We start from the raw sequence: 19,046 nt of genomic DNA, 5'->3' as shown, positions 1-19,046 counted from the left end.
GCCTCAAAACTTCTTCTCGAAGGCAAGGGCAATCACCCGGCCCCGGCCCGCGAAGAAGCGGGTGTTGCTGGTGGGCTGAACGGTCTGGCTGTCATAGGTGACGTATTGCTTGTCGAAGAGGTTTGACGCCGAGAGGGTGATGTCGCCGAAGCCTGCCGAATAGCGCAGGAAGGCATCGGCCAGGGTGTAGCCGTCAAAGTCTGTATTGGCGGCCAGGCCATCGAAGGTGCGGTCGAGATAGGACCGGGTCTGCACACGGACGGAATAGGGGCCGGCGGAATAATCGGCGGCGAGGTTTACCCGGTCCGGGCTGATATTGGCGCCGTCAAGGTCGGTGTCGACGCGGTTGTCATTATTCGTATCGGTGCGGCCGTTGAGCATGGCATAGCCGCCCGAAAGGCGCAGGCCGTCCAGCGGGGTATCCCAGGCGCCGGAGAGTTCCAAGCCATCAATCTCCGTGCGGCGGCGCTCAACCTCGAACACGTCATTGCGCAGCACAAGGATCGATCCGAGTTCGGACTTGCTCCAGAAATAGGCTGCCGAAGCAGAGAGCGGGCCGCGCCGCCATTCGAGGCCAATCTCGGTATTGTCGGAGATCACCGGCTCGACATTCAGGAAGGTATCGACATCCTGGCCGGGCGTTTCCACGCCGCGCAGGATGCGGCCGACATCAGCCATGGTGAAGCCTTCGGCATAGGAGGTGTAGGCGGTGAGGCCGTCAATGACCTCCACGGTGACGCCGGCATTTATGAGGGTTTTCTCGAACTCCGGTTCGCCGCCGCCCACCTGTTGCGGGCCGTAGGAGTAGAGGGTTTCATAATCGTTCACCTTCAGCTTCGCGATCTCATGGCGCAGGCCGGCGGAGAGGTGAATGCGCTCGCCCCAGAGGGCCTGGTTGAGCTGAAGGAAGGGGGCGTAGGAGGTGAACTCGGTTTCCGGAACCCAGTTGCGGCCCGTGAGGACCAGTTCCTGATAGGTCTTGTCATTGAGCACATCGAGGCCGCCCATCACGCGCAGGCCCGGCACAGCGTCCATTTCGCGCTCATAGGAAACGCGCAGGCCCTTCTTTTCCGAATTGTTCGCAGACTGATCGAACAGGGTGCCGACCGGCGCGATGCGCGGGTCCTGGAAGGAGGCGAACGAACCGCCGCCATAGATGGCTTCAAAATCCTGATAGAAAAGCTGGCCGGTCAGCGTGCCGCCCAGCACATCCTGGTCGGTATAGGTCAGCGAGGAGGTGAGCACCTTGTTGGTGGGGATGATGCCTTCCTGCTGGCCGCGCACGGTGGTCGTCGGCGTATTGGTGGCGCGGGAGCCGTTGACGAGCACATAGTCCCCATCGCCTTCCAGCTCGAAATGCTGGGCCATCAGTTCCAGCCGGCGGGCGCCGCCAAGATCGATGCCGGCCTTGCCGAAGAAGGAGAGGCTTTCGGAATCCTGCAATTCCCCCTGGGCGCCATCAACGCCGATGCGGCGGCCATCGCCGCTATAGAAAGCGCCGCGCTTCTGCTTGGCGATGCCGAGGGTTACGTCGAGGAGGCCGAAATCACGGCCCGCCAGAGCGCCGGCGCGGTAGTCATAGCCATCGCCCTGGAAGTCGTTGGAGGCGGAGATCTGGCCCATCAGCTTGCCGGTCCAGCCTTCGCCCTCCTTGGCGGCCGGGGCGGTGACATAGTTCACCACGCCGCCGGTGGCGCCGATGCCCTGAATGGCGTTGGAGCCGAAGATGACTTCCACCCGGTCGATGAAGAAGGGGTCGATGGTGTGGCCTTCGCGGCTGCCATCGCGCAGCGGGTTGGACTGGGGCACCCCGTCGATCAGGTAGAGCGGCTTGCGGCCCCGCAGGGATTCGCCCGCGCCGGACAGCTTCTCCCGCGTGGGGGAGAAGGAGGGCACCAGCGTGGAGACGACATCGACCGCCGAGCCGGTGAGCTGGGCCTGGAGGGAGAGTTCCTCATCGCTGATGATCTGGATGGTGTTGGGCAGGGCCGAGGGCGGCAGGGTGGTGCGCGAGGCGGTGACGATGATGGTCTGCTCGACCTTGGTTTCGTCCGTGGCGGCCTCGTTTTCCTGCGCGGTGGCGGTGGCCGACATCGCCAGAAGGGCGGCGGCGCTGACGCCAATGAATCTGTTCATGGGGGCTCCTGAAATCTCTCTGTCTGGAGAAAACCCGTCTGCCATAGTCGAAAATGACAATCATTCGCAATGCGTCAATTGAGATTCTTTCGCAGATTCTGCAGCCCGTTGCGCGGGGATCACAATCGGCCCCGCGCCTCTGACGGCCCTTTCAATGCCGCTTTGCCCGGTGGCAGAAAGGGCGGCGGCGATCCTGGGGCGGGTTTGGCGGTTTTCCGGGTTGGGGGGAAACGACACGGATTGCCGGCTGCCGGGCGGGCAAGCATTGCGGGACGCGCCGGAGCGGCCTATCTCCTGAGGCCAGCAAGGAGAAAACTGCCATGGCGATCAAAGTGGGCGACAAACTGCCGGAAGCGACTTTTATGGAAATGACCGTGGATGGGCCAAAGCCCGTGACCACGGCTGAGGTGTTCGGTGGCAAGACCGTTGCCCTGTTCGCCGTGCCGGGGGCCTATACCCCGACCTGTTCGGCCCGCCACCTGCCGGGCTATGTCGACAAGGCTGGCGACTTCAAGACCAAGGGCGTGGATGACATCGTCTGCACCTCGGTGAACGATGTGTTCGTGATGGGCGCCTGGGGCAAGAGCTCCCATGCCGACGAGAAAGTGCGGATGCTGGCCGATGGCAATGGCGCCTTTGCGCAGGCGCTGGGCCTCGAACTTGATGCGTCCGGCTTTGGCATGGGCAAGCGCTCGCAGCGCTATTCCATGCTGGTGAAGGACGGCGTTGTGGCCGAACTGAACGTGGAAGCGGGCGGGGAATTCAAGGTCTCCAGCGCCGACTATCTGCTCGGCCAGCTCTGAGGCCGGCTGAAGGGCGCGTTTAAGCGCCTGTTACCGAATACGGCGATGATCGGCCTGCTGCGGGGACGTGGCGGGCCGATTTTCGTTGCGGATTTATTGAAAAACGGCAAACTCTCCCCAAGTCTGATTTGTTATCAACGTGGAGAGGGACCCATGGACATCGTATTCGTCACCTTCGTCGTCGCCCTGGCTGTGGCGTTCATCCTGCTGTTCTCGGCGCTGAAATTCGTGCCGCAGGGCTATAACTGGACCGTGGAACGGTTTGGCCGCTACACCAAGACGCTGGCGCCGGGGCCGCACGTCATCGTGCCCTTCATCGACCGGATCGGTCGGCGGATGAACATGATGGAGACCGTGCTGGATGTGCCCCAGCAGGAGGTGATCACCAAGGACAACGCCATGGTCTCCTGCGATGCCATCGTGTTCATCCAGGTGATTGATGCGGTGCAGGCGGCCTATGAGGTGAACAACCTCACCCATGCGATCACCAACCTCTCCATGACCAATATCCGGACCGTGGTGGGCTCAATGGACCTCGATGAGGTGCTGTCGAACCGCGACGAGATCAATGCGCGCCTCCTGGGCACGATTGATGCGGCGACCCATCCCTGGGGCGTCAAGGTGACCCGGATCGAGATAAAGGACCTCACCCCACCCGCCGACATTACCGAGGCAATGGCCCGGCAGATGAAGGCCGAGCGCCTGAAGCGAGCGGAAATCCTGACCGCCGAGGGGGAGAAACAGTCTGCCATCCTGAAGGCCGAGGGCCAGAAACAATCGCAGATCCTGGAGGCCGAGGGCCGCCGCGAGGCCGCCTTCCGCGACGCCGAGGCGCGCGAGCGGGAAGCCGAGGCCGAAGCGAAGGCCACCGCGATGGTTTCCGAGGCGATTGCGCGGGGCGATGTCAACGCCATCAACTACTTCCTGGGCCAGGCCTATGTGGCCGCGTTCGAGAAGCTGGCGACCTCCAGTCAGCAGCGCACCGTGATCATCCCGGCCGAGTTCTCGTCGATCCTGGGCACTATCGAAGGCATCCGTGGGCTGACGGACTCGGCGAAGGCCGCCTCGGCCACGCCGCGGCCGCCGGGCGGGGCTGTGCCGCCCACACGGACGGGCAGCTGAGCCCCGGCCGGTAGACAGAGGAGTTCCTGAACATGGACGCATTGCTGGCAGGGGTGACATGGTGGCACTGGTTGGCGCTGGCGCTGATCTTCTTCGGCCTGGAGATGATCACCGGCACGTATGACTTGCTGATGGCCTCCATCGGCGCGGTGCTGACGGCGATCTTTGCCGCCGTAGCGCCCGAGGGGATTGCGGGCTGGCACGGGCAGGTGATCGTGTTCCTGGTGGCCGCGATTATCCTGATTATCGGCAGCCGGATCGTTTTCCCTGGCCTGCGCAAGGCGGCGCCGGAACACCCCACGCTGAACAAGCGGATGGCGCAGCTGGTGGGCCAGCGCGGACAGGCGACGAAGGACTTCGTGGCCGGGGCCGGGCAGGTGAAGATCGGCGATACGGTGTGGGGCGCAGAAGCAGTTCCGGGCGAGCCGCCGATCCTGGCGGGCGACGCGATCATCGTGGCGGAGACGCGCGCCAATACGGCGGTGGTGCGCAAGGGCTGAGGTTTTCCAGCCCTTTGCAATTGAACAAAACCCCTCCGGCAGCGGAGGGGTTTTTTATGTGCAACGCCTGTATCCTCCCCAGCGGGGCTGGGGAGGCGGGCGGCGGGGATTTTGCCGTGCGTCAGGAGGTATTGGGGTGGGCGGGGAAGAGGGGCGCAACCGCCGCATTAAGATCAATCAGGAGGCTGATGAATTGCGGATCGGTTTCTTCGCCGAGGCCGGAGGGCCTCTGAAAGGAGATGGGCAGCGGCGGAAGCGCGCCAATCTGGCGGTGCTTTTCGGCTTCCTTCTCCTGGCGGCGGAGAAAACGTTCGGCTTCGCGCTCGGGATTGCCCATGGCGAAGGCCAGCGCGTCCAGCCGACACAGGAAACGCTCCTGCAGGCGGGCAGCTTCTTCGGTGGGGCTTCTGAGGGGGCGCAGCGGCGCAAGGGGGCGGCAGGGGCGATCCATGGCGGCGGCCTGAAGCAGGCTGCGGCGCAGCTGGTCTGCGGCGGTATCGTCCGCCTTCGAACGGCGCTGGGGTTCCTTCATGCTGAAAACCGGCGTGCGCGAAGATTTTCTGGCGCCGCCTTCCGGGGGCTTGCGCGGCGAGGCTTGCGGCGGGGCCGGGGCGGAGGCCGCAGCCGGGATGAGCGCGGCCAGCGGGGGCAGGGGCAGGGAGGCGGCGATCAGCAGGATGGCGCGGCGCATGGCCGCCTCGGCCGGGATCAGCCAGTTGCGCATCAGCCTACGGATGAGAGCGGCCGGAATGATGGCGCCTTCGCCGGGAGGCAGGCGCTCTTCGATTTCCGCCACCAGGGACAGCACAAATCTCCGTGTACGGCCGATCAGGCCGTCATGGGCAGTCTTGAGCTTCAGGGGGCGGGGCGCATAGTCCATGCAGGGAGATTAGCATGGGCCGGCAGGGGGTGGATAAGCCGGAGGTGTTTTTGGGGAGGGGGTTGATTTGGTGGGAATTTTTGGAAGATGGGGTGGGGGATAGGGGCTCACCGTTGGAGGCCCTCACCTCCCACGTTCTGCGAGCGCGGGCCCCTCCTCTCCCTGAGGGAGAGGGGTTTGGCGTTGTGCTTGGGGTTGACGCTGGATCAGATATCCAGCTCTTCGACGAAGGCGGCGTTTTCCTGGATGAAGCGGAAGCGGAGTTCGGCTTTCTTGCCCATCAGGGTGTTGATGAGGTCTGCGGGCTTCATTTCGTCATCCATGGTGGCCGGCAGGGTGACGCGGGCAAGCGTGCGGGTGGCCGGGTTCATGGTGGTTTCTTTCAGCTGGGCGGGGTTCATCTCACCCAGACCCTTGAAGCGCGTCATGTCGACCTTCTGGTTACCCTTGAAGTGTTCCTTCATGATCCGCGCACGGTCTGCATCATCCATGGCGTAATGGATGTTGCCCTTGTTGGAGAGGCGATAGAGCGGCGGCATGGCGAGGAAGAGGCGGCCGGCCTCGATCAGGCCCGGCGTGAGCCGGTAGAAGAAGGTGATGAGCAGGGAGGCGATGTGGGCCCCGTCCACGTCCGCATCGGTCATGATGATGATGCGATCATAGCGCAGATCATCGATGTTGAACTTGCGGCCAAGCTCCGTACCCAGAGCAAGCGAGAGGTCGGCCAGTTCCTGGTTGCCCATCAGCTTGTCGCCGGACGCGCTTTCGACGTTGAGGATCTTGCCGCGGAGCGGGAGGATAGCCTGCGTCTCGCGGTTGCGGGCCTGTTTGGCGGAGCCGCCGGCCGAGTCGCCCTCGACGAGGAACAGCTCTGTGCCTTCCGGGCCTTTGGCCGAGCAGTCTGCGAGCTTGCCGGGGAGGCGGAGTTTCTTGGTGGCGGACTTGCGGCTGATTTCCTTCGCCTTGCGGCGGCGGGCGCGCTCATCGGCGCGGTCAATCGCCCAGGAGAGGAGCTTGTTTGCCTCCTTGGGGGAGCCGGCGAGCCAATGGTCGAAGTGATCGCGCACCGCGTTTTCCACAAGGCGGAAAGCGTGGGTGGAGGAGAGCTTGTCCTTGGTCTGGCCGACGAACTCAGGCCCGCGGATGAACACCGAGAGGAGGAGGCCGGAATGGCCCATGATGTCTTCGGCGGTGACTTCGGAGGCTTTCTTGTTGCCGGTCAGCTCGCCGAAATTGCGGATGCCCTTGGTGATGGCCGAGCGGAAGCCGGCCTCATGGGTGCCGCCTTCGGGCGTCGGGATGGTGTTACAGTAGGAGCGGGAGAAGCCGTCGGCATCGCCGAAACCGGCCTGCGTCCAGGCAATCGCCCATTCGACCTTGCCTTCGGCGCCCATGTCCACGAGGCCGGTGAAGGGGGTTTCGGTGATCGTGCCCTTGTCGCCGAAGACTTCGGTGAGCTGGTCGGCCAGGCCATTGGGATAGGAGAGGACGGCTTCGGCGGGGACTTTGGAGTCCTCGGGCAGAAGCTCGGGATCACACGACCACCGCAGCTCGACGCCGCGGAAGAGATAGGCCTTCGAGCGCGCCATCTGGAAGAGGCGCTGGGGGCGCCAGCGGAGCTTGTCGCCGAAGATCTGGGCGTCAGGCTTGAAGCTGACGGAGGTGCCGCGCCGGTTGGGGGCAGCGCCGACCTTCTGGAGCTTGCCGAGGGGCTGGCCGCGCGAGAATTCCTGACGGTAGAGCGTGCGGTCGCGGGCAACCTCGACGATGACCTTCTCGGAGAGGGCGTTGACCACGGAGATGCCGACGCCGTGCAGGCCGCCGGCGGTGGAGTAGGCCTTGTCCGAGAACTTGCCGCCCGAATGGAGCGTCGTCATGATGACTTCGAGCGCTGATTTCTTGGGGAATTTCGGGTGCGGGTCGATCGGGATGCCGCGGCCATTATCCGTGACGGTCAGGAAGCCGTCGGCGGCGAGCTTGATCTCGATGCGGCTGGCATGGCCGGCGACGGCTTCGTCCATCGCATTGTCGAGGACTTCGGCGAAGAGGTGGTGCCAGGCACGCTCATCGGTGCCGCCGATATACATGCCGGGGCGCTTGCGGACGGGCTCAAGGCCCTCGAGAACCTCGATATCCTTGGCGGAATAGCCCGCCGTGCCGGCCAGCAGGTCGTCTTGCTTCATCTGCCGCGCTGAGGACATGGGGCCGCTTCTCCGTCTTCTGAAAACGCCGGGGGGACCGGCGGAATTGTGCAGGCAGACAAGAGGGTAAATTCCTTAACGTTCCGCTAAGGTTTGTTAACCTTCGGCCTTCTGCCAAGGGGGAACATCTGGCGGGGTTTGCGGGGTGGGGCAAGGGGGCGGTGTGCGTTGCCGCGCCGGGAACGGGGGAGGAGAAGAGTGAACGCGGGGGTAAGCGCAATTCACAACATTGTTGAGCAGCGTTCAGCTTGAAGGGTTAAGGTGGGGTTTCCACATTCCGACTGTCGCCCGAAGGATGCTCTGACCGGTGTTTTGAGGGTATAACGGGTTGCCGCTCAGCGGGGCCCGAATCAAAGGAGGCACTAAGATGCCAAAAACAAAGACAGTGCCGGTGTTGCCGCTTCGGGACATCGTTGTTTTTCCAGACATGGTCGCGCCGCTGTTTGTCGGCCGTGACAAGTCTGTCCGGGCGCTCGAGATGATCGACGAGTCCGATAATGAAATCATGCTGGTGGCCCAGAAGGACGCGGCCATCGACAATCCGGTTTCCGATGACCTGCATGCCACCGGCACGCTGGCCACCATCTTGCAACTCCTGAAGCTGCCCGACGGCACCGTGAAGGTGCTGGTGGAGGGGCGCACGCGCGCCCGCCTTGTGGAGCTGCACGACCGGGTGGAGTATTTCGAAGCCGAGGTTGAGGCGATCCCCGAGGCCGAGCCGGCGAGCTCCGATGTGCAGGCGCTGATGCGCGCCGTGCAGGAGCAGTTCGAGAGCTATGTGAAGCTCAACCGCAAGATCCCGCCAGAAGCGGTCACCACGATCAGCCAGCTGACCGATCCTGGCCGGCTTGCCGATCAGGTGGCGTCGAACCTCTCGGTGAAGCTCTCCGACAAGCAGGAATTGCTGGAGATGGCCGAGGTGAAGGACCGCCTGGAGAAGGTCTTCTCGCTGATGGAAGGCGAGATGGGCATGCTGCAGATGGAGCGGAAGATCAAAAACCGCGTCAAGCGGCAGATGGAAAAGACCCAGCGCGAATATTACCTCAACGAGCAGATGAAGGCGATCCAGCGCGAGCTGGGCGATCAGGGCGAAGGCTCTGACCGCGACGAGCTGGCCGAGCTGGACCAGAAGATTGCCGACACCCCGCTCAGCCATGAGGCCCGCGCCAAGGCCGAAGCCGAGATCAAGAAACTGCGCCAGATGTCGCCGATGTCTGCCGAATCCACGGTTGTGCGCAATTATCTCGACTGGCTGCTGTCGCTGCCCTGGGGCAAGCGCAAGGATATCGAGACCGACCTGGTCAAAGCCGAGCATCAGCTCGACGACGACCATTATGGCCTCGACAAGGTGAAAGAGCGTATTCTCGAATACCTCGCCGTGCAGAAGCGGACCGGGCGCCTGAAGGGCCCCATCCTCTGCCTCGTCGGGCCTCCGGGCGTGGGTAAAACCTCGCTGGGCCGCTCGATTGCCGAAGCCACGGGACGCGACTTTGTGCGCGTGTCGCTGGGCGGCGTGCGCGACGAAAGCGAGATCCGCGGCCACCGCCGGACCTATATCGGCTCCATGCCGGGCCGGATCATCCAGAGCCTGAAGAAGACCAAGAGCGGCAACCCGCTGTTCCTGCTCGACGAGATCGACAAGATGGGCATGGACCATCGCGGCGATCCGGCGTCGGCGCTGCTTGAGGTGCTCGATCCAGAGCAGAACTCGACGTTCAACGATCACTATCTGGAGGTCGATTATGACCTGTCGGACGTGATGTTCGTGACGACGGCGAACTCGCTCAACATGCCCCAGCCGCTGCTGGACCGGATGGAGATCATCCGTATCGCCGGCTACACGGAAGACGAGAAGCTGGAGATCACCAAGCGCCACCTGGTTCCGCAGGTGCGGGAGGATCATGGTCTCAAGGAAGAGGAATGGATCGTCACTGACGGCGCCATCCGCGACCTTATCCGCTACTACACCCGTGAAGCGGGCGTGCGCAGCCTGAAGCGCGAAGTTTCCCGCCTGGCCCGCAAGGCCGTGCGTGAACTGGCGACGCAGGACATCACCAGCCTGACCATCGATTCCGACAACCTGGCTCAGTATGCCGGCGTGCGGAAACATCGCTATGGCCTTGCCGACGAAACCGATCAGGTGGGCGCGGTGACCGGCCTTGCCTGGACCGAAGTGGGCGGCGACCTCCTCACCATCGAGGCGGTGAAAATGCCGGGCCGGGGCGCAATGAAGGTGACGGGCAACCTGCGGGATGTGATGAAGGAGTCGATTTCGGCGGCCAGCTCGCTGGTGCGCTCGCGCTCGGTGGACCTTGGCATCAAGCCGACCGTGTTCAACACGACCGACATCCACGTGCACGTTCCCGATGGCGCCACGCCGAAGGACGGCCCGTCTGCCGGTATCGCCATGACCACGGCCATCGTGTCGCTGCTGACCGGGGTTCCGGTCAACCGCGAAGTGGCGATGACGGGGGAAGTGTCCTTGCGCGGACGGGTGCTGCCGATTGGCGGTCTCAAGGAGAAACTGCTCGCGGCCCTGCGCGGCGGCATCAAGACGGTGCTGATCCCGAAGGAGAACGAGAAGGATCTCGACGAGATTCCGGAGAATGTGAAGACCGGTCTGAAGATCATTCCGGTGTCGGACATTCAGGAAGTGCTGAAACTGGCGCTGACCGGGCCGCTCGCCCCGATCGAATGGTCGGAGGAGGATGAAGCCCGCCTGCAGGCAAGCCTTGGCGGCGGACCGGGCAATTCCGGCGATGCCGACGCGGTGCGCACGCACTAAGGCCCGCCTGAAGGCTGAAACATATGGAAAAGCCCCCTCCGGAAGGAGGGGGCTTTTTTCGTTCGGGGGCAGACGATTTTGCTTGCCGGGACGGGCGCGCGCTCAGTCCGCAGTTTTTCGCGGGGTGGCGAGGCCGGGGGCGGCGAAGCCGCCGGAGGGGTGGCGCCGGTAGGTGAAGAGTTCGGCCGGCCGTCCGCCGGTGGAGGTTTCCATCTGGCCGGTGCCGGTGACGAGCTGTGTCTTCTCCAGCGCGCGGCGGAAGTTCTGCGTGTGCAGGGGCAGGCCGAGGATGGCCTCGACCGCGCGTTGCAGTTCGCTGAGGGTGAAGCGGTCTGGCATCAGCTCGAACACGACCGGGCGGTATTTGATCTTGCTGCGCAGGCGGGAGAGGCCGGTGGCGAGAATCCGTCTGTGGTCGGATGTCATGGCGGCGCCGAGGCGGATGCCGGCTTCGGGCAGCCCGGCATCGCGCGCACATTCGGCCACGAGGCCCGCCTCATAGAGCAGCTCGTAGCGTTCCAGCACGCGCTCCTCGATCCAGCGGGCATTGTCCAGGCCAAAGGCGATGCGCGCGCGTTCGGCCCGCTGTTCATTGCCCGCCGCCCAGGTTTTCAGGCGCGGGGCGATCTCGGCATCGATGAGGGCGGGGCGGCCGCTGCGATGATCTTCCCACGGAAAATACTGATACCAGCTGCGCCAGCGCGCCTCGAAATTGGCGGCCACAGGCTTTTCTTCCGGCGTCAGCGCCAGATAGCCGACCGAGATGACGTGCGCGTTTGGCGGCGCGTCCACCACGCTGGCTTCGGGCGTTTCGCGGTCCTTGTCGCCGAAGGTGTAGAGCTGTTCGACATAGCCGAGTTCAAAGCCGGTCTGTTCGCGCACCCAGCCGCGCAGGGAGAGGTCGAACGTGCGGTGATTGTCGGGGTCGAACGGGCCGAAGGGCAGGGCTTCCTCGCCGCTCGGCCGGCGGGTGACCAGCACATGCGGCTCGCCCTCCTGGATGGCAACCATCACGGCCGAGAGGCCAATCAGCAGCGGCGAGCCAGCGGGCATCAGGCGGCCTCCGCCGCGAGTGCGTCCTGGATATCGTCGAAGCGTTTGAGGAACGCCTTCTGGGCATCGGGGGCCGAGAGCGGCTTCAGGCGGAATTTCATCCCTTCGGGCGGATGGCCGAAGAAGCCGTCCGACTCTGCCTCGCTGAAGCCGGCAAGCTGGGTCGCCTCGAACCAGGCGCAGATATGATCGGCCTTCTTGATGAGCTTCTTGAGCTTCACCGGCGTGACGGGTTTCAGGCCGAAGCGGATGTGGATCGCCTCCTGCAGGCGGGCCTCGATGTCCTTGTAGCTTTCGCCCAGCAGCGCCTTGAAGGGGGAGATCATGTCTCCGATCACATATTCGGGGCTGTCATGCAGCAGGGCCGTCAGCCAGGCATCGGGGCCGAGGCCGGGCTCCAGCTTGCGCACGATCTGCTCGACCACCACGGAATGTTCGGCCACCGAGAAGGCATGTTCGCCGCGCGTCTGCCCGTTCCAGCGGGCCACACGGGCAAGACCATGGGCGATATCCTCGATTTCCACATCCATGGGCGAGGGGTGCGCCAGATCAAGACGGCGGCCAGACAGCATCCGTTGCCAGACGCGGGGGGGCTTAACAGAACGCTTCAAAGGGTCGGCTCCATGGGGGGCATCTTAAGGGATTGGTAGTACGGGTAAATAAACGGCGGCAATACGGTTACAAACTCGCCTTGTTTATGCCCCGCTTTGCCAATGACGCATTAAGGCCTGTCAGGCATAACCCTTGCAACAGAGGCAATGGTCCCGAGTTTTCCGTGGGCCGCGCCAACAGGCAAGTAGAGTAACGGGTGAGCCGCGTAATGATTGACATCCTGCACCAATTCGCAACCGGGCCTGGTTTTCCTGTCGCTGTTCTTGTGTGCGGTGCTGTCATAGTGGTCACCGAAGCGGCCCGCGCCAGCCGCCGTGCCCTGTGGGGCGACCTGTTTACCGAAGACTTCGACGAATAGGCTTTCTCGCCGAACCCAATCTCCGGCTCATCCCGCCTCCGCAGGATGAGCGGACGGAGGGCGCGGCGTGTCTGCTAGGTCCGCTCCACGAATACCGTGCCGGCTGAATAACCTGCGCCGAAGGAGCAGATGAGGCCTTTCTCGCCGGGGGAAAAATCCTCCGAGTGCAGATGGAAGGCGATGATCGAGCCGGCCGAGGACGTGTTGGCGTAGGTGTCCAGCACCGTGGGGCTTTCGGCTTCGCTGGCTTCGTGGCCGAGCACTTTCGATGAGATCAGCCGGTTCATGTTGGCGTTGGCCTGGTGCAGCCACATGCGCTTCAGTTCGGCAGCCTTGAGGCCGAGCTCGCCGAGATGCGCGGTGATCATCTCTGCCACCATCGGCACGACTTCCTTGAACACCTTGCGGCCTTCCTGGACGAACAGCTTGTCGGGCGCGCCGATGCCGTCGGGCGCGGCGCGGTTCAGGAAGCCGAAATTGTTGCGGATATTGTTGGAGAACTGGGTCTTCAGTTTCGTGCCGAGGATTTTCCAGTGCCCTGCCGGGGCGAAGGCCTCGTCCTCGACCAGGATGGCGGTGGCCACATCGCCGAAGATGAAATGGCTGTCGCGGTCGGTGAAGTTGAGATGGCCCGAGCAGATTTCCGGGTTCACCACGAGCACCGAGCGGGCATTGCCGGAGCGGATGAAATCGGCCGCCGTCTGGATGCCGAAGGTGGCCGAGGAACAGGCGACGTTCATGTCGAAGGCAAAGCCCTGAATGCCGAGCGCGTCCTGCACCTCGATGGCCATGGCCGGATAGGCGCGCTGCATGTTGGAGGCCGCGCAGATCACCGCGTCGACATCCCTGGGGTCGCGGCCGGCGCGTTTCAGCGCGTCGCGGGCAGCCAGCACGGCCATCTCGGCGAGCACCGAAATCTGGTCATTGGGCCGCTCGGGAATGCGCGGGGTCATGATGTCGGGATCGAGGACGCCTTCCTTGTCGATGACATAGCGGGCCTTGATGCCCGAGGCCTTCTCGATGAACTCGACGGAGGAGTGGGGCTTGGGCTCCAGCAGGCCGGAGCTGATATCGGCGGCATTCTCGAGGTTCCAGCTGTCAGCCCAGGCATTGTAGCTTTCGACAAGCTCTGCATTGGAAATCGAGTTGGGCGGGGTCCACAGGCCTGTGGCGGAAATCACGGGGCTCGGCATAGGGGTCTCCGGGGGCGCCCGTCCGCCCGCAGGCGTCAGGCCCTTCTTGCTAAATCCTTATTTTGCAAGCTGTAACGCGCGTTGCGGGGCCAGCACAAGGCTGACCCGCTGTCCGGGACGCCGGAAGAGGACTTACTTGTCGACCTGGCCGGGGCCGCCATAGACCTTGCGGTTCAGTTCCCGGTCTTCGGCAGCGCGGACGCTTTCCTCCCAGGCCTCTGACTCCTTGTCATATTTGGCTTTTTCCGCCGCGATCACGGTTTCGCGGCAGAGGCGGCGCTCATCGGCGTCCACCTTGTCCTGGCAGGCGGAGAGGGCCTTGGCCTCGGCCCGGTCCTGCCAGGTGGTGCAACCTGCGGCGGGAATCAGCGCCAAAAGGGCGCCCGCGGCAGCAAAACGGCGCATCATCATGGACCTTTCTTGCGGTCTTTTTCCCGCTTGGTTGTGAGGGCGACATCCGCCACCATGTTCTGCATGCACCGGGCGCGGTCTTCATCGTCCTGGATGCTGGCGCAGGCATCAAGCGGATTGGCATAAGCGTTCGATGGCGCGCCGCTCGCGCAACCGGCGACACCCGACAGAATTCCCACTGCCGTGACAAACATAATCGTTTTCATGATCTCTCCCGCACACCCTTGTGACGGGGACACCCTACCTCATGGTCGTTGACCATGCCAACAGCCTGAGCCCATGCGTAGACAATTGTGGGCCCGACGAATTTGAAGCCGCGCTTCTTGAGGTCTTTCGACATCTTCTCCGACCAGTCCGTGCTGGTGGGGGCTTCGCGGAAATTCTTCCATTTGTTGATGATCGGCTTGCCGCCGACAAAGCCCCAGCAATAATCGGAAAAATCCTCGCCCGCCTCCATCATGCCCAGATAGACCTGCGCATTGCCGATGACGGCCTCGACCTTCTTGGGGCTGCGGATGATGCCGGGATTCTGCAGCGCTTTTTCGGCGCGTTTGGGGGTCCACCGGGCGAGCTTTTCCGGGTCGAAGCTGTCAAACTCCTGCCGGATGCTCTCGCGCTTGCGCAGGATGGTGATCCAGGAGAGGCCCGCCTGCATCCCGTCGAGCTGCAGTTTTTCCCACAGCGCGCGGGGATCGCGCTCGGGCACGCCCCATTCTTCGTCATGATAGGCGCGGTAGAGCGGGTCTGTGACCGGCGCCCAGCCGCAGGAATGGGGTTCACTCATCGGCCTTTGCCTCCAGATGGGCTTTGACTTCGGCAATCAGCCAGGGCGCGCCTTCGATCTCGGCGGAGGCTTCGTTGACGGTGACGGGCTGCTGGCCGGCGATGGACTGGGCGAACCGGTCTGTGCGGATCAGGGCGAGCGCTTCGCCGGCGGCGGCGCTGGTGATCTGGCCCAGTACCAGCGCCCCGGCGCGGACTTCGGCGCCGGGCGTCAGGCCTTGGCCGCGCAGGCGGACGGTGCGCTTGCGGATGAGGCCCTTGCGCTTCATGCGGCTCGCCACTTCCTGGCCGACGAAACAGCCTTTCTTGTAGTCGATGCCGTTCATCAGATCCATGTTGATGTCGGTGGGGAAGACTTCGGCGGCGCGGTAGTCGCGGCCCCATTCGGGGATGCCGGCGGCGATGGTCAGCGCGTCCCAGCCCTCGATCGGGGGGGCGGCTTCTGCGGCGGGGGCCACGGCGCGGCGCGGCAGCTTTGCGCTGCGCGGATCGGGGGCGCCGTCTGCGCTGATGGCGGAGACCAGCGCCTCATCCCGGACAAGCTCGACCGCCGAGCGCAGGCGGAACATCTTCAGGCGTTTGAGCAGGTCTTCGGCGGCATCCTGATGCACATCGATCAGCGCGCCGTCTGCCGTGCGATGGGCGATATAGTTGGCAATGATCTTGCCTTGCGGGGTGAGCAGGGCGCCGTAGCGCGCTTCGCCCTCTGGCCAGTCCATCACCTTGTGGGTGACCGTGCGCTCCAAGAGGGCGAGCGTGTCGGGGCCGGTGAGGCGGAGAATGGCGCGGTCTGGAAGGCGGTGCATGGGCCTGATCTAAGGCCGCCCGGCGGCGGCCGCAATGCCTGCGTGGTCTGCGGCCGGAACGGCAGAGCTGCGCGTGACTTTTCCTGCAAGCGGCGCGATAAGGCGGCCATGACCCAAGTTTTCGATCTTATCCTGCGCGGCGGCACGGTCGTCACCCCTGGCGGCGAAGCCCAGACAGACATCGGCATCATTGGCGAGCGCATCGCCCGGATCGGGGATCTTTCCAAGGCTGCGGCGGGAGAGATTTATGGCGCCTCCGGCCTGCACATCCTGCCGGGCGTGATCGATACGCAGGTGCATTTCCGCGAGCCGGGCCTGGAATACAAGGCTGACCTTGAAACCGAGGCGCGCTCGGCCGCGCTGGGCGGCGTCGTCGCCGTGTTCGAGATGCCCAATACCAACCCGTCGACCATCACGCCCGATGCGATGCTGGACAAGCTCGCCCGCGCGAAGGGACGGATGGACATCGACCATGCCTTCTATGCCGGGGCGACGCATGACAATGTGGCGCTGCTGCCGGAGATGGAGCGGATGCTCGGCTGCTGCGGCGTCAAGGTATTCATGGGCGCCTCGACGGGCGATCTTCTGATCAAGGATGATGCCGGGGTGGAGGCTGTGCTGCGGGCCATCAAGCGCCGCGCCGCGTTCCATTCGGAGGATGAGTACCGCCTTGAGGAGCGCCGCAGCCTGGCCGTGACGGGCGACTGGAACAGCCATATCATCGTGCGCGATGTGGAGGCGGCGGTTTCTTCCACGCGCCGCCTGTTGCGCCTGGCGCGCAAGACCGGCAAGCGCATCCATGTGCTGCACATCTCCACCGCCGAGGAAATGGACCTCCTGGTGAACGCCAAGGATGTGGCGAGCGTTGAAGTGCTGCCCAACCACCTCACCCTGGCGGCGCCTGATTGTTATGACCGGCTGAAGGGCTTTGCCCAGCAGAACCCGCCGGTGCGCGAGGCGCGCCACCGCGAGGCGCTGTGGCGGGCGCTGAATGCCGGGATTGTGGATGTTCTGGCGACGGATCATGCCCCACACACGATTGAAGAGAAGCAGCGGCCTTATCCGGCCAGCCCTTCGGGGATGCCCGGCGTGCAGACGCTGGTGCCGGTGATGCTGACGCATGTGAATGACGGAAAGCTCAGCCTGCAGCGCTTTGTGGAACTGACGAGCGCGGGCCCGCAGCGCGTCTTCGGCCTCGCCGACAAGGGCCGCATCGCCGAAGGCTATCATGCCGACTTCACGATTGTGGACCTGAAGCACAAGCAGACGATCACGGCTGACTGGTCGAAATCGAAATGCGGCTGGACGCAGTTTGACGGTTTTGAAGCGACCGGCTGGCCGGTGGGCACGGTCGTGCGCGGCGGCTTTGTGATGCGCGATGGCGAGATCGTGAAGAAAGGCGGCGGCCAGCCCGTGCGCTTCAACGAAACGCTGGAGCCGCAGGATTGAGCAAAGCGGCGGCGGAGAAACCCCTCGGCCCGCGCCGGACGCTGATCTGGCTTTACGAAGGCGTGGGCAAATGGCCGCTGACTTTCCGCTGGTCGATCCTTGTGTTCGACATGCTGACGATCAGCTATTTCCTGGTCTCGCCTTTTGTCGGCGAGGAGGGGCGCCATTACTGGCTGGACTATGTGATCGGCGCGATCATTACCGCCGATCTGGTAGCGCGTTTTTACATTTCCCCCAAACGGAAGCGTTTTTTCCTGCGCTTCATGAACATTGCAGACCTGATCGTGGTGTTCACGATGTTCGCCCCGCTGGTCTCGCAGAACTATGCCTTCCTGCGTATCATCCGTGCCGTGAGGATTGCACGCGCTTTCAGCTTCCTGCGGACCGAAAGCCCGTTGGCCCGGTATCTTCAGCTCCACCGCGTGCTGATGGAGCGGGCAATCAATCTTGTGGTTTTCCTCTTCATCATGTCGGCGCTCGTCTATGCCGATCAGGTGGCCAAAAGCCCGGATATCCGGAATTATCTGGATGCCTTCTATTTCACCGTCACCAGCCTGACGACCACCGGCTATGGCGATATTGAGCTTGTCGGCTGGACCGGCCGCGTCCTGCCGATCATCATCATGCTGCTGGGGGTTACGCTGTTCCTGCGCCTTCTGCGGGCGCTCGTCACTCCGGCGAGCAAGGCGGAAGTCGAATGCACCAATTGCGGCCTCACGCGCCATGAGCGGGACGCGGTTCATTGCAAGCATTGCGGCGCAGTCGTGTATATCGAAAATGAGGGTTTCGAACCCTGACCGGTGCCTGGCGGGGTCAGAGATCAACCCGGTAGCCGTGAACGATCATGTCGACATAGGTGCCGGGCGGGAGGTCTTCCCATTTGCCGCACCATTCGGGCCATTTGCATCGCCACAGCTCGGTGACCGGGAACATGGCCACATTGTCCGGCGGGAAGGTGAGACCCTCCGGGGCGCCGGGCTGTCTGGCCCAGGCGGCGACCTTTTCCGGCGTGATGACGAGTTCCTCGCTCCAGCCATCGGTGAGGCTGGTGGCGCGCATGGTGACCTTGCCGGGGCGGCGGATGATTTCATAGCGCATCCGGTGGCCGGTGAGATCCTTCTCTGCCCGGTGCATGTTGAAGCCGCCGCGCCCATTGTGCAGGTTGAACTCCAGGGCGCCATTGACCAGTTCGAAATCGAATTCGTGGCCCCAGGCCTGCGGGCCTTCGGCGAACAGCCAGAGCGGGGCGTAGACGACACCCGGCCAGATGCGGTCTATGGTGGCTTCGACCGTGTAGTGGCCCTGGGTGCGGGCACGGCGCAGCTCCCGCTCCCATTTGATGGCGCCGCCCGCGCGCGCGTCCAGCCGGTGCAGCAGGGAACCGTCCGTCTGCGGAATGACGCGGTCGAAGCGGAAGGAGAAACCGCCCGGCATCTTGGACGGCTGGGGCCCGACGATGGGGTGGTAGACCTGATCATAGTTTGACTTTTCGACCGCCGTGGCGGGAAAGCGGACAAGGCCGCCGGCGTCGCCGCCGGGCAGGGGAAGCTCCATCAGCGCGCCGAGATCCTGCCAGAGCTGGGCGGCCTCTGCCCGCTGGGCCCTGATCCGGTCCTCCAATGCAGGGATGTCCGTCTCGTCTTCAGGCGATGCATCCCCGAAATGGACGGCCGCCAGCCTTGTCTCATCGGCGTAGATGCCGGCCGAGACGGTTCGGAGGTTTTCAAGGGTCTGCTCGATGGCCGGATCGGCGGAAAGGCGGTCAGCGGTGCCTGATTTTGAAAGAAACAGGGCATAGGCTGCCACGGCGCCCGCCACCAGCACCCCTGCAAGCAGCAGACGCCCTGCGCGTGTGAGGGTAAAAGCGGTGTTCTTGCGGTCTGTCATGGCGCGTGCCCTGCGGAACAATGGCCCAGCCTATAGGTGCCGGAAAAACGGCGATGCACAAGCCGTG

The 19,046-nt window shown here is 63.9% G+C and carries 18 protein-coding genes; 7 read left to right on the top strand and 11 right to left on the bottom strand.

Features of this window, described 5'->3' with window-relative positions; all coding sequences use genetic code 11:
* Positions 1–3: 3 nt before the first annotated feature.
* Entirely contained in the window at positions 4–2,136 is a 2,133-nt protein-coding gene (locus HPO_RS11600; protein ID WP_035598759.1) for a TonB-dependent receptor, read from the bottom strand.
* 320 nt (positions 2,137–2,456) lie between these two features.
* On the opposite strand from HPO_RS11600, the gene HPO_RS11595 reads away from it, so the two are divergent.
* From HPO_RS11595 to HPO_RS11585, 3 genes are all read left to right on the top strand, one after another.
* Positions 2,457–2,939, top strand: a complete 483-nt coding sequence (locus HPO_RS11595) for a peroxiredoxin (protein ID WP_035598756.1) — start codon at positions 2,457–2,459, stop codon at positions 2,937–2,939.
* Between the two features lie 153 nt (positions 2,940–3,092).
* A complete protein-coding gene (locus HPO_RS11590) occupies positions 3,093–4,061 on the top strand; it encodes an SPFH domain-containing protein (protein WP_035598753.1) in 969 nt (322 codons plus the stop codon).
* Between the two features lie 32 nt (positions 4,062–4,093).
* Entirely contained in the window at positions 4,094–4,561 is a 468-nt protein-coding gene (locus HPO_RS11585; RefSeq protein WP_035598751.1) for an NfeD family protein, read from the top strand.
* Between the two features lie 121 nt (positions 4,562–4,682).
* Here HPO_RS11585 and HPO_RS11580 read toward each other — a convergent pair whose 3' ends face one another.
* The gene (locus tag HPO_RS11580) at positions 4,683–5,441 is read right to left on the bottom strand and encodes a hypothetical protein (protein ID WP_035598749.1); all 759 of its coding nucleotides are present in this window, start codon (positions 5,439–5,441) and stop codon (positions 4,683–4,685) included.
* 206 nt (positions 5,442–5,647) lie between these two features.
* Complete coding sequence (parE, locus tag HPO_RS11575; protein WP_035598746.1) at positions 5,648–7,642, bottom strand: DNA topoisomerase IV subunit B; 1,995 nt, start codon at positions 7,640–7,642, stop codon at positions 5,648–5,650.
* Between the two features lie 367 nt (positions 7,643–8,009).
* On the opposite strand from parE, the gene lon reads away from it, so the two are divergent.
* A complete protein-coding gene (gene lon / locus HPO_RS11570) occupies positions 8,010–10,427 on the top strand; it encodes an endopeptidase La (RefSeq protein WP_035598744.1) in 2,418 nt (805 codons plus the stop codon).
* Positions 10,428–10,529: 102 nt separating this feature from the next.
* On the opposite strand, the gene HPO_RS11565 is transcribed toward lon, so the two are convergent.
* Both HPO_RS11565 and HPO_RS11560 read right to left on the bottom strand, forming a co-directional pair.
* Positions 10,530–11,480, bottom strand: coding sequence for an NUDIX hydrolase (locus HPO_RS11565; RefSeq protein WP_035598741.1), 951 nt, complete (start codon positions 11,478–11,480; stop codon positions 10,530–10,532).
* On the bottom strand, positions 11,480–12,052 hold the full coding sequence (locus HPO_RS11560; protein WP_035598738.1) for a YfbR-like 5'-deoxynucleotidase: 573 nt from the start codon (positions 12,050–12,052) through the stop codon (positions 11,480–11,482). The genes HPO_RS11565 and HPO_RS11560 overlap by 1 nt, the downstream gene beginning before the upstream one ends.
* A 248-nt stretch (positions 12,053–12,300) precedes the next feature.
* On the opposite strand from HPO_RS11560, the gene HPO_RS20530 reads away from it, so the two are divergent.
* On the top strand, positions 12,301–12,450 hold the full coding sequence (locus tag HPO_RS20530; RefSeq protein WP_157532788.1) for a hypothetical protein: 150 nt from the start codon (positions 12,301–12,303) through the stop codon (positions 12,448–12,450).
* A gap of 74 nt (positions 12,451–12,524) precedes the next feature.
* Here the strand turns inward: HPO_RS20530 and HPO_RS11555 are convergent, their stop codons facing one another.
* The 5 genes from HPO_RS11555 to ygfZ form a co-directional block, all read right to left on the bottom strand.
* A complete protein-coding gene (locus tag HPO_RS11555) occupies positions 12,525–13,643 on the bottom strand; it encodes a beta-ketoacyl-ACP synthase III (protein ID WP_035598735.1) in 1,119 nt (372 codons plus the stop codon).
* 132 nt (positions 13,644–13,775) lie between these two features.
* Positions 13,776–14,054: a hypothetical protein gene (locus HPO_RS11550; RefSeq protein ID WP_035598733.1), complete on the bottom strand. Its 279-nt coding sequence runs from the start codon at positions 14,052–14,054 to the stop codon at positions 13,776–13,778.
* Positions 14,051–14,260, bottom strand: coding sequence for a hypothetical protein (locus tag HPO_RS11545; protein ID WP_035598730.1), 210 nt, complete (start codon positions 14,258–14,260; stop codon positions 14,051–14,053). Before HPO_RS11545 ends, HPO_RS11550 begins: the two co-directional genes overlap by 4 nt.
* The gene (locus HPO_RS11540; RefSeq protein ID WP_035598727.1) at positions 14,257–14,838 is read right to left on the bottom strand and encodes a DNA-3-methyladenine glycosylase I; all 582 of its coding nucleotides are present in this window, start codon (positions 14,836–14,838) and stop codon (positions 14,257–14,259) included. The genes HPO_RS11545 and HPO_RS11540 overlap by 4 nt, the downstream gene beginning before the upstream one ends.
* Positions 14,831–15,643, bottom strand: coding sequence for a CAF17-like 4Fe-4S cluster assembly/insertion protein YgfZ (gene ygfZ, locus HPO_RS11535; protein ID WP_035598724.1), 813 nt, complete (start codon positions 15,641–15,643; stop codon positions 14,831–14,833). The genes HPO_RS11540 and ygfZ overlap by 8 nt, the downstream gene beginning before the upstream one ends.
* A 108-nt stretch (positions 15,644–15,751) precedes the next feature.
* Here ygfZ and HPO_RS11530 point away from each other — a divergent pair, with 108 nt between their 5' ends.
* Together HPO_RS11530 and HPO_RS11525 are read left to right on the top strand one after the other, a co-directional pair.
* Positions 15,752–17,092, top strand: coding sequence for a dihydroorotase (locus tag HPO_RS11530; RefSeq protein ID WP_035598877.1), 1,341 nt, complete (start codon positions 15,752–15,754; stop codon positions 17,090–17,092).
* The gene (locus HPO_RS11525; protein WP_051612550.1) at positions 17,089–17,889 is read left to right on the top strand and encodes an ion transporter; all 801 of its coding nucleotides are present in this window, start codon (positions 17,089–17,091) and stop codon (positions 17,887–17,889) included. Before HPO_RS11530 ends, HPO_RS11525 begins: the two co-directional genes overlap by 4 nt.
* Before the next feature lie 16 nt (positions 17,890–17,905).
* Here the strand turns inward: HPO_RS11525 and HPO_RS20830 are convergent, their stop codons facing one another.
* On the bottom strand, positions 17,906–18,979 hold the full coding sequence (locus HPO_RS20830) for a hypothetical protein (protein ID WP_035598722.1): 1,074 nt from the start codon (positions 18,977–18,979) through the stop codon (positions 17,906–17,908).
* Positions 18,980–19,046 lie beyond the last annotated feature (67 nt).

The sequence above is a fragment of the Hyphomonas polymorpha PS728 genome, assembly GCF_000685315.1.
In the GTDB taxonomy this organism is placed as follows: domain Bacteria; phylum Pseudomonadota; class Alphaproteobacteria; order Caulobacterales; family Hyphomonadaceae; genus Hyphomonas; species Hyphomonas polymorpha.
The sequence above is the reverse complement of the archived record's forward strand: the minus strand, read 5'-3'. Positions and strand labels throughout refer to the sequence as shown.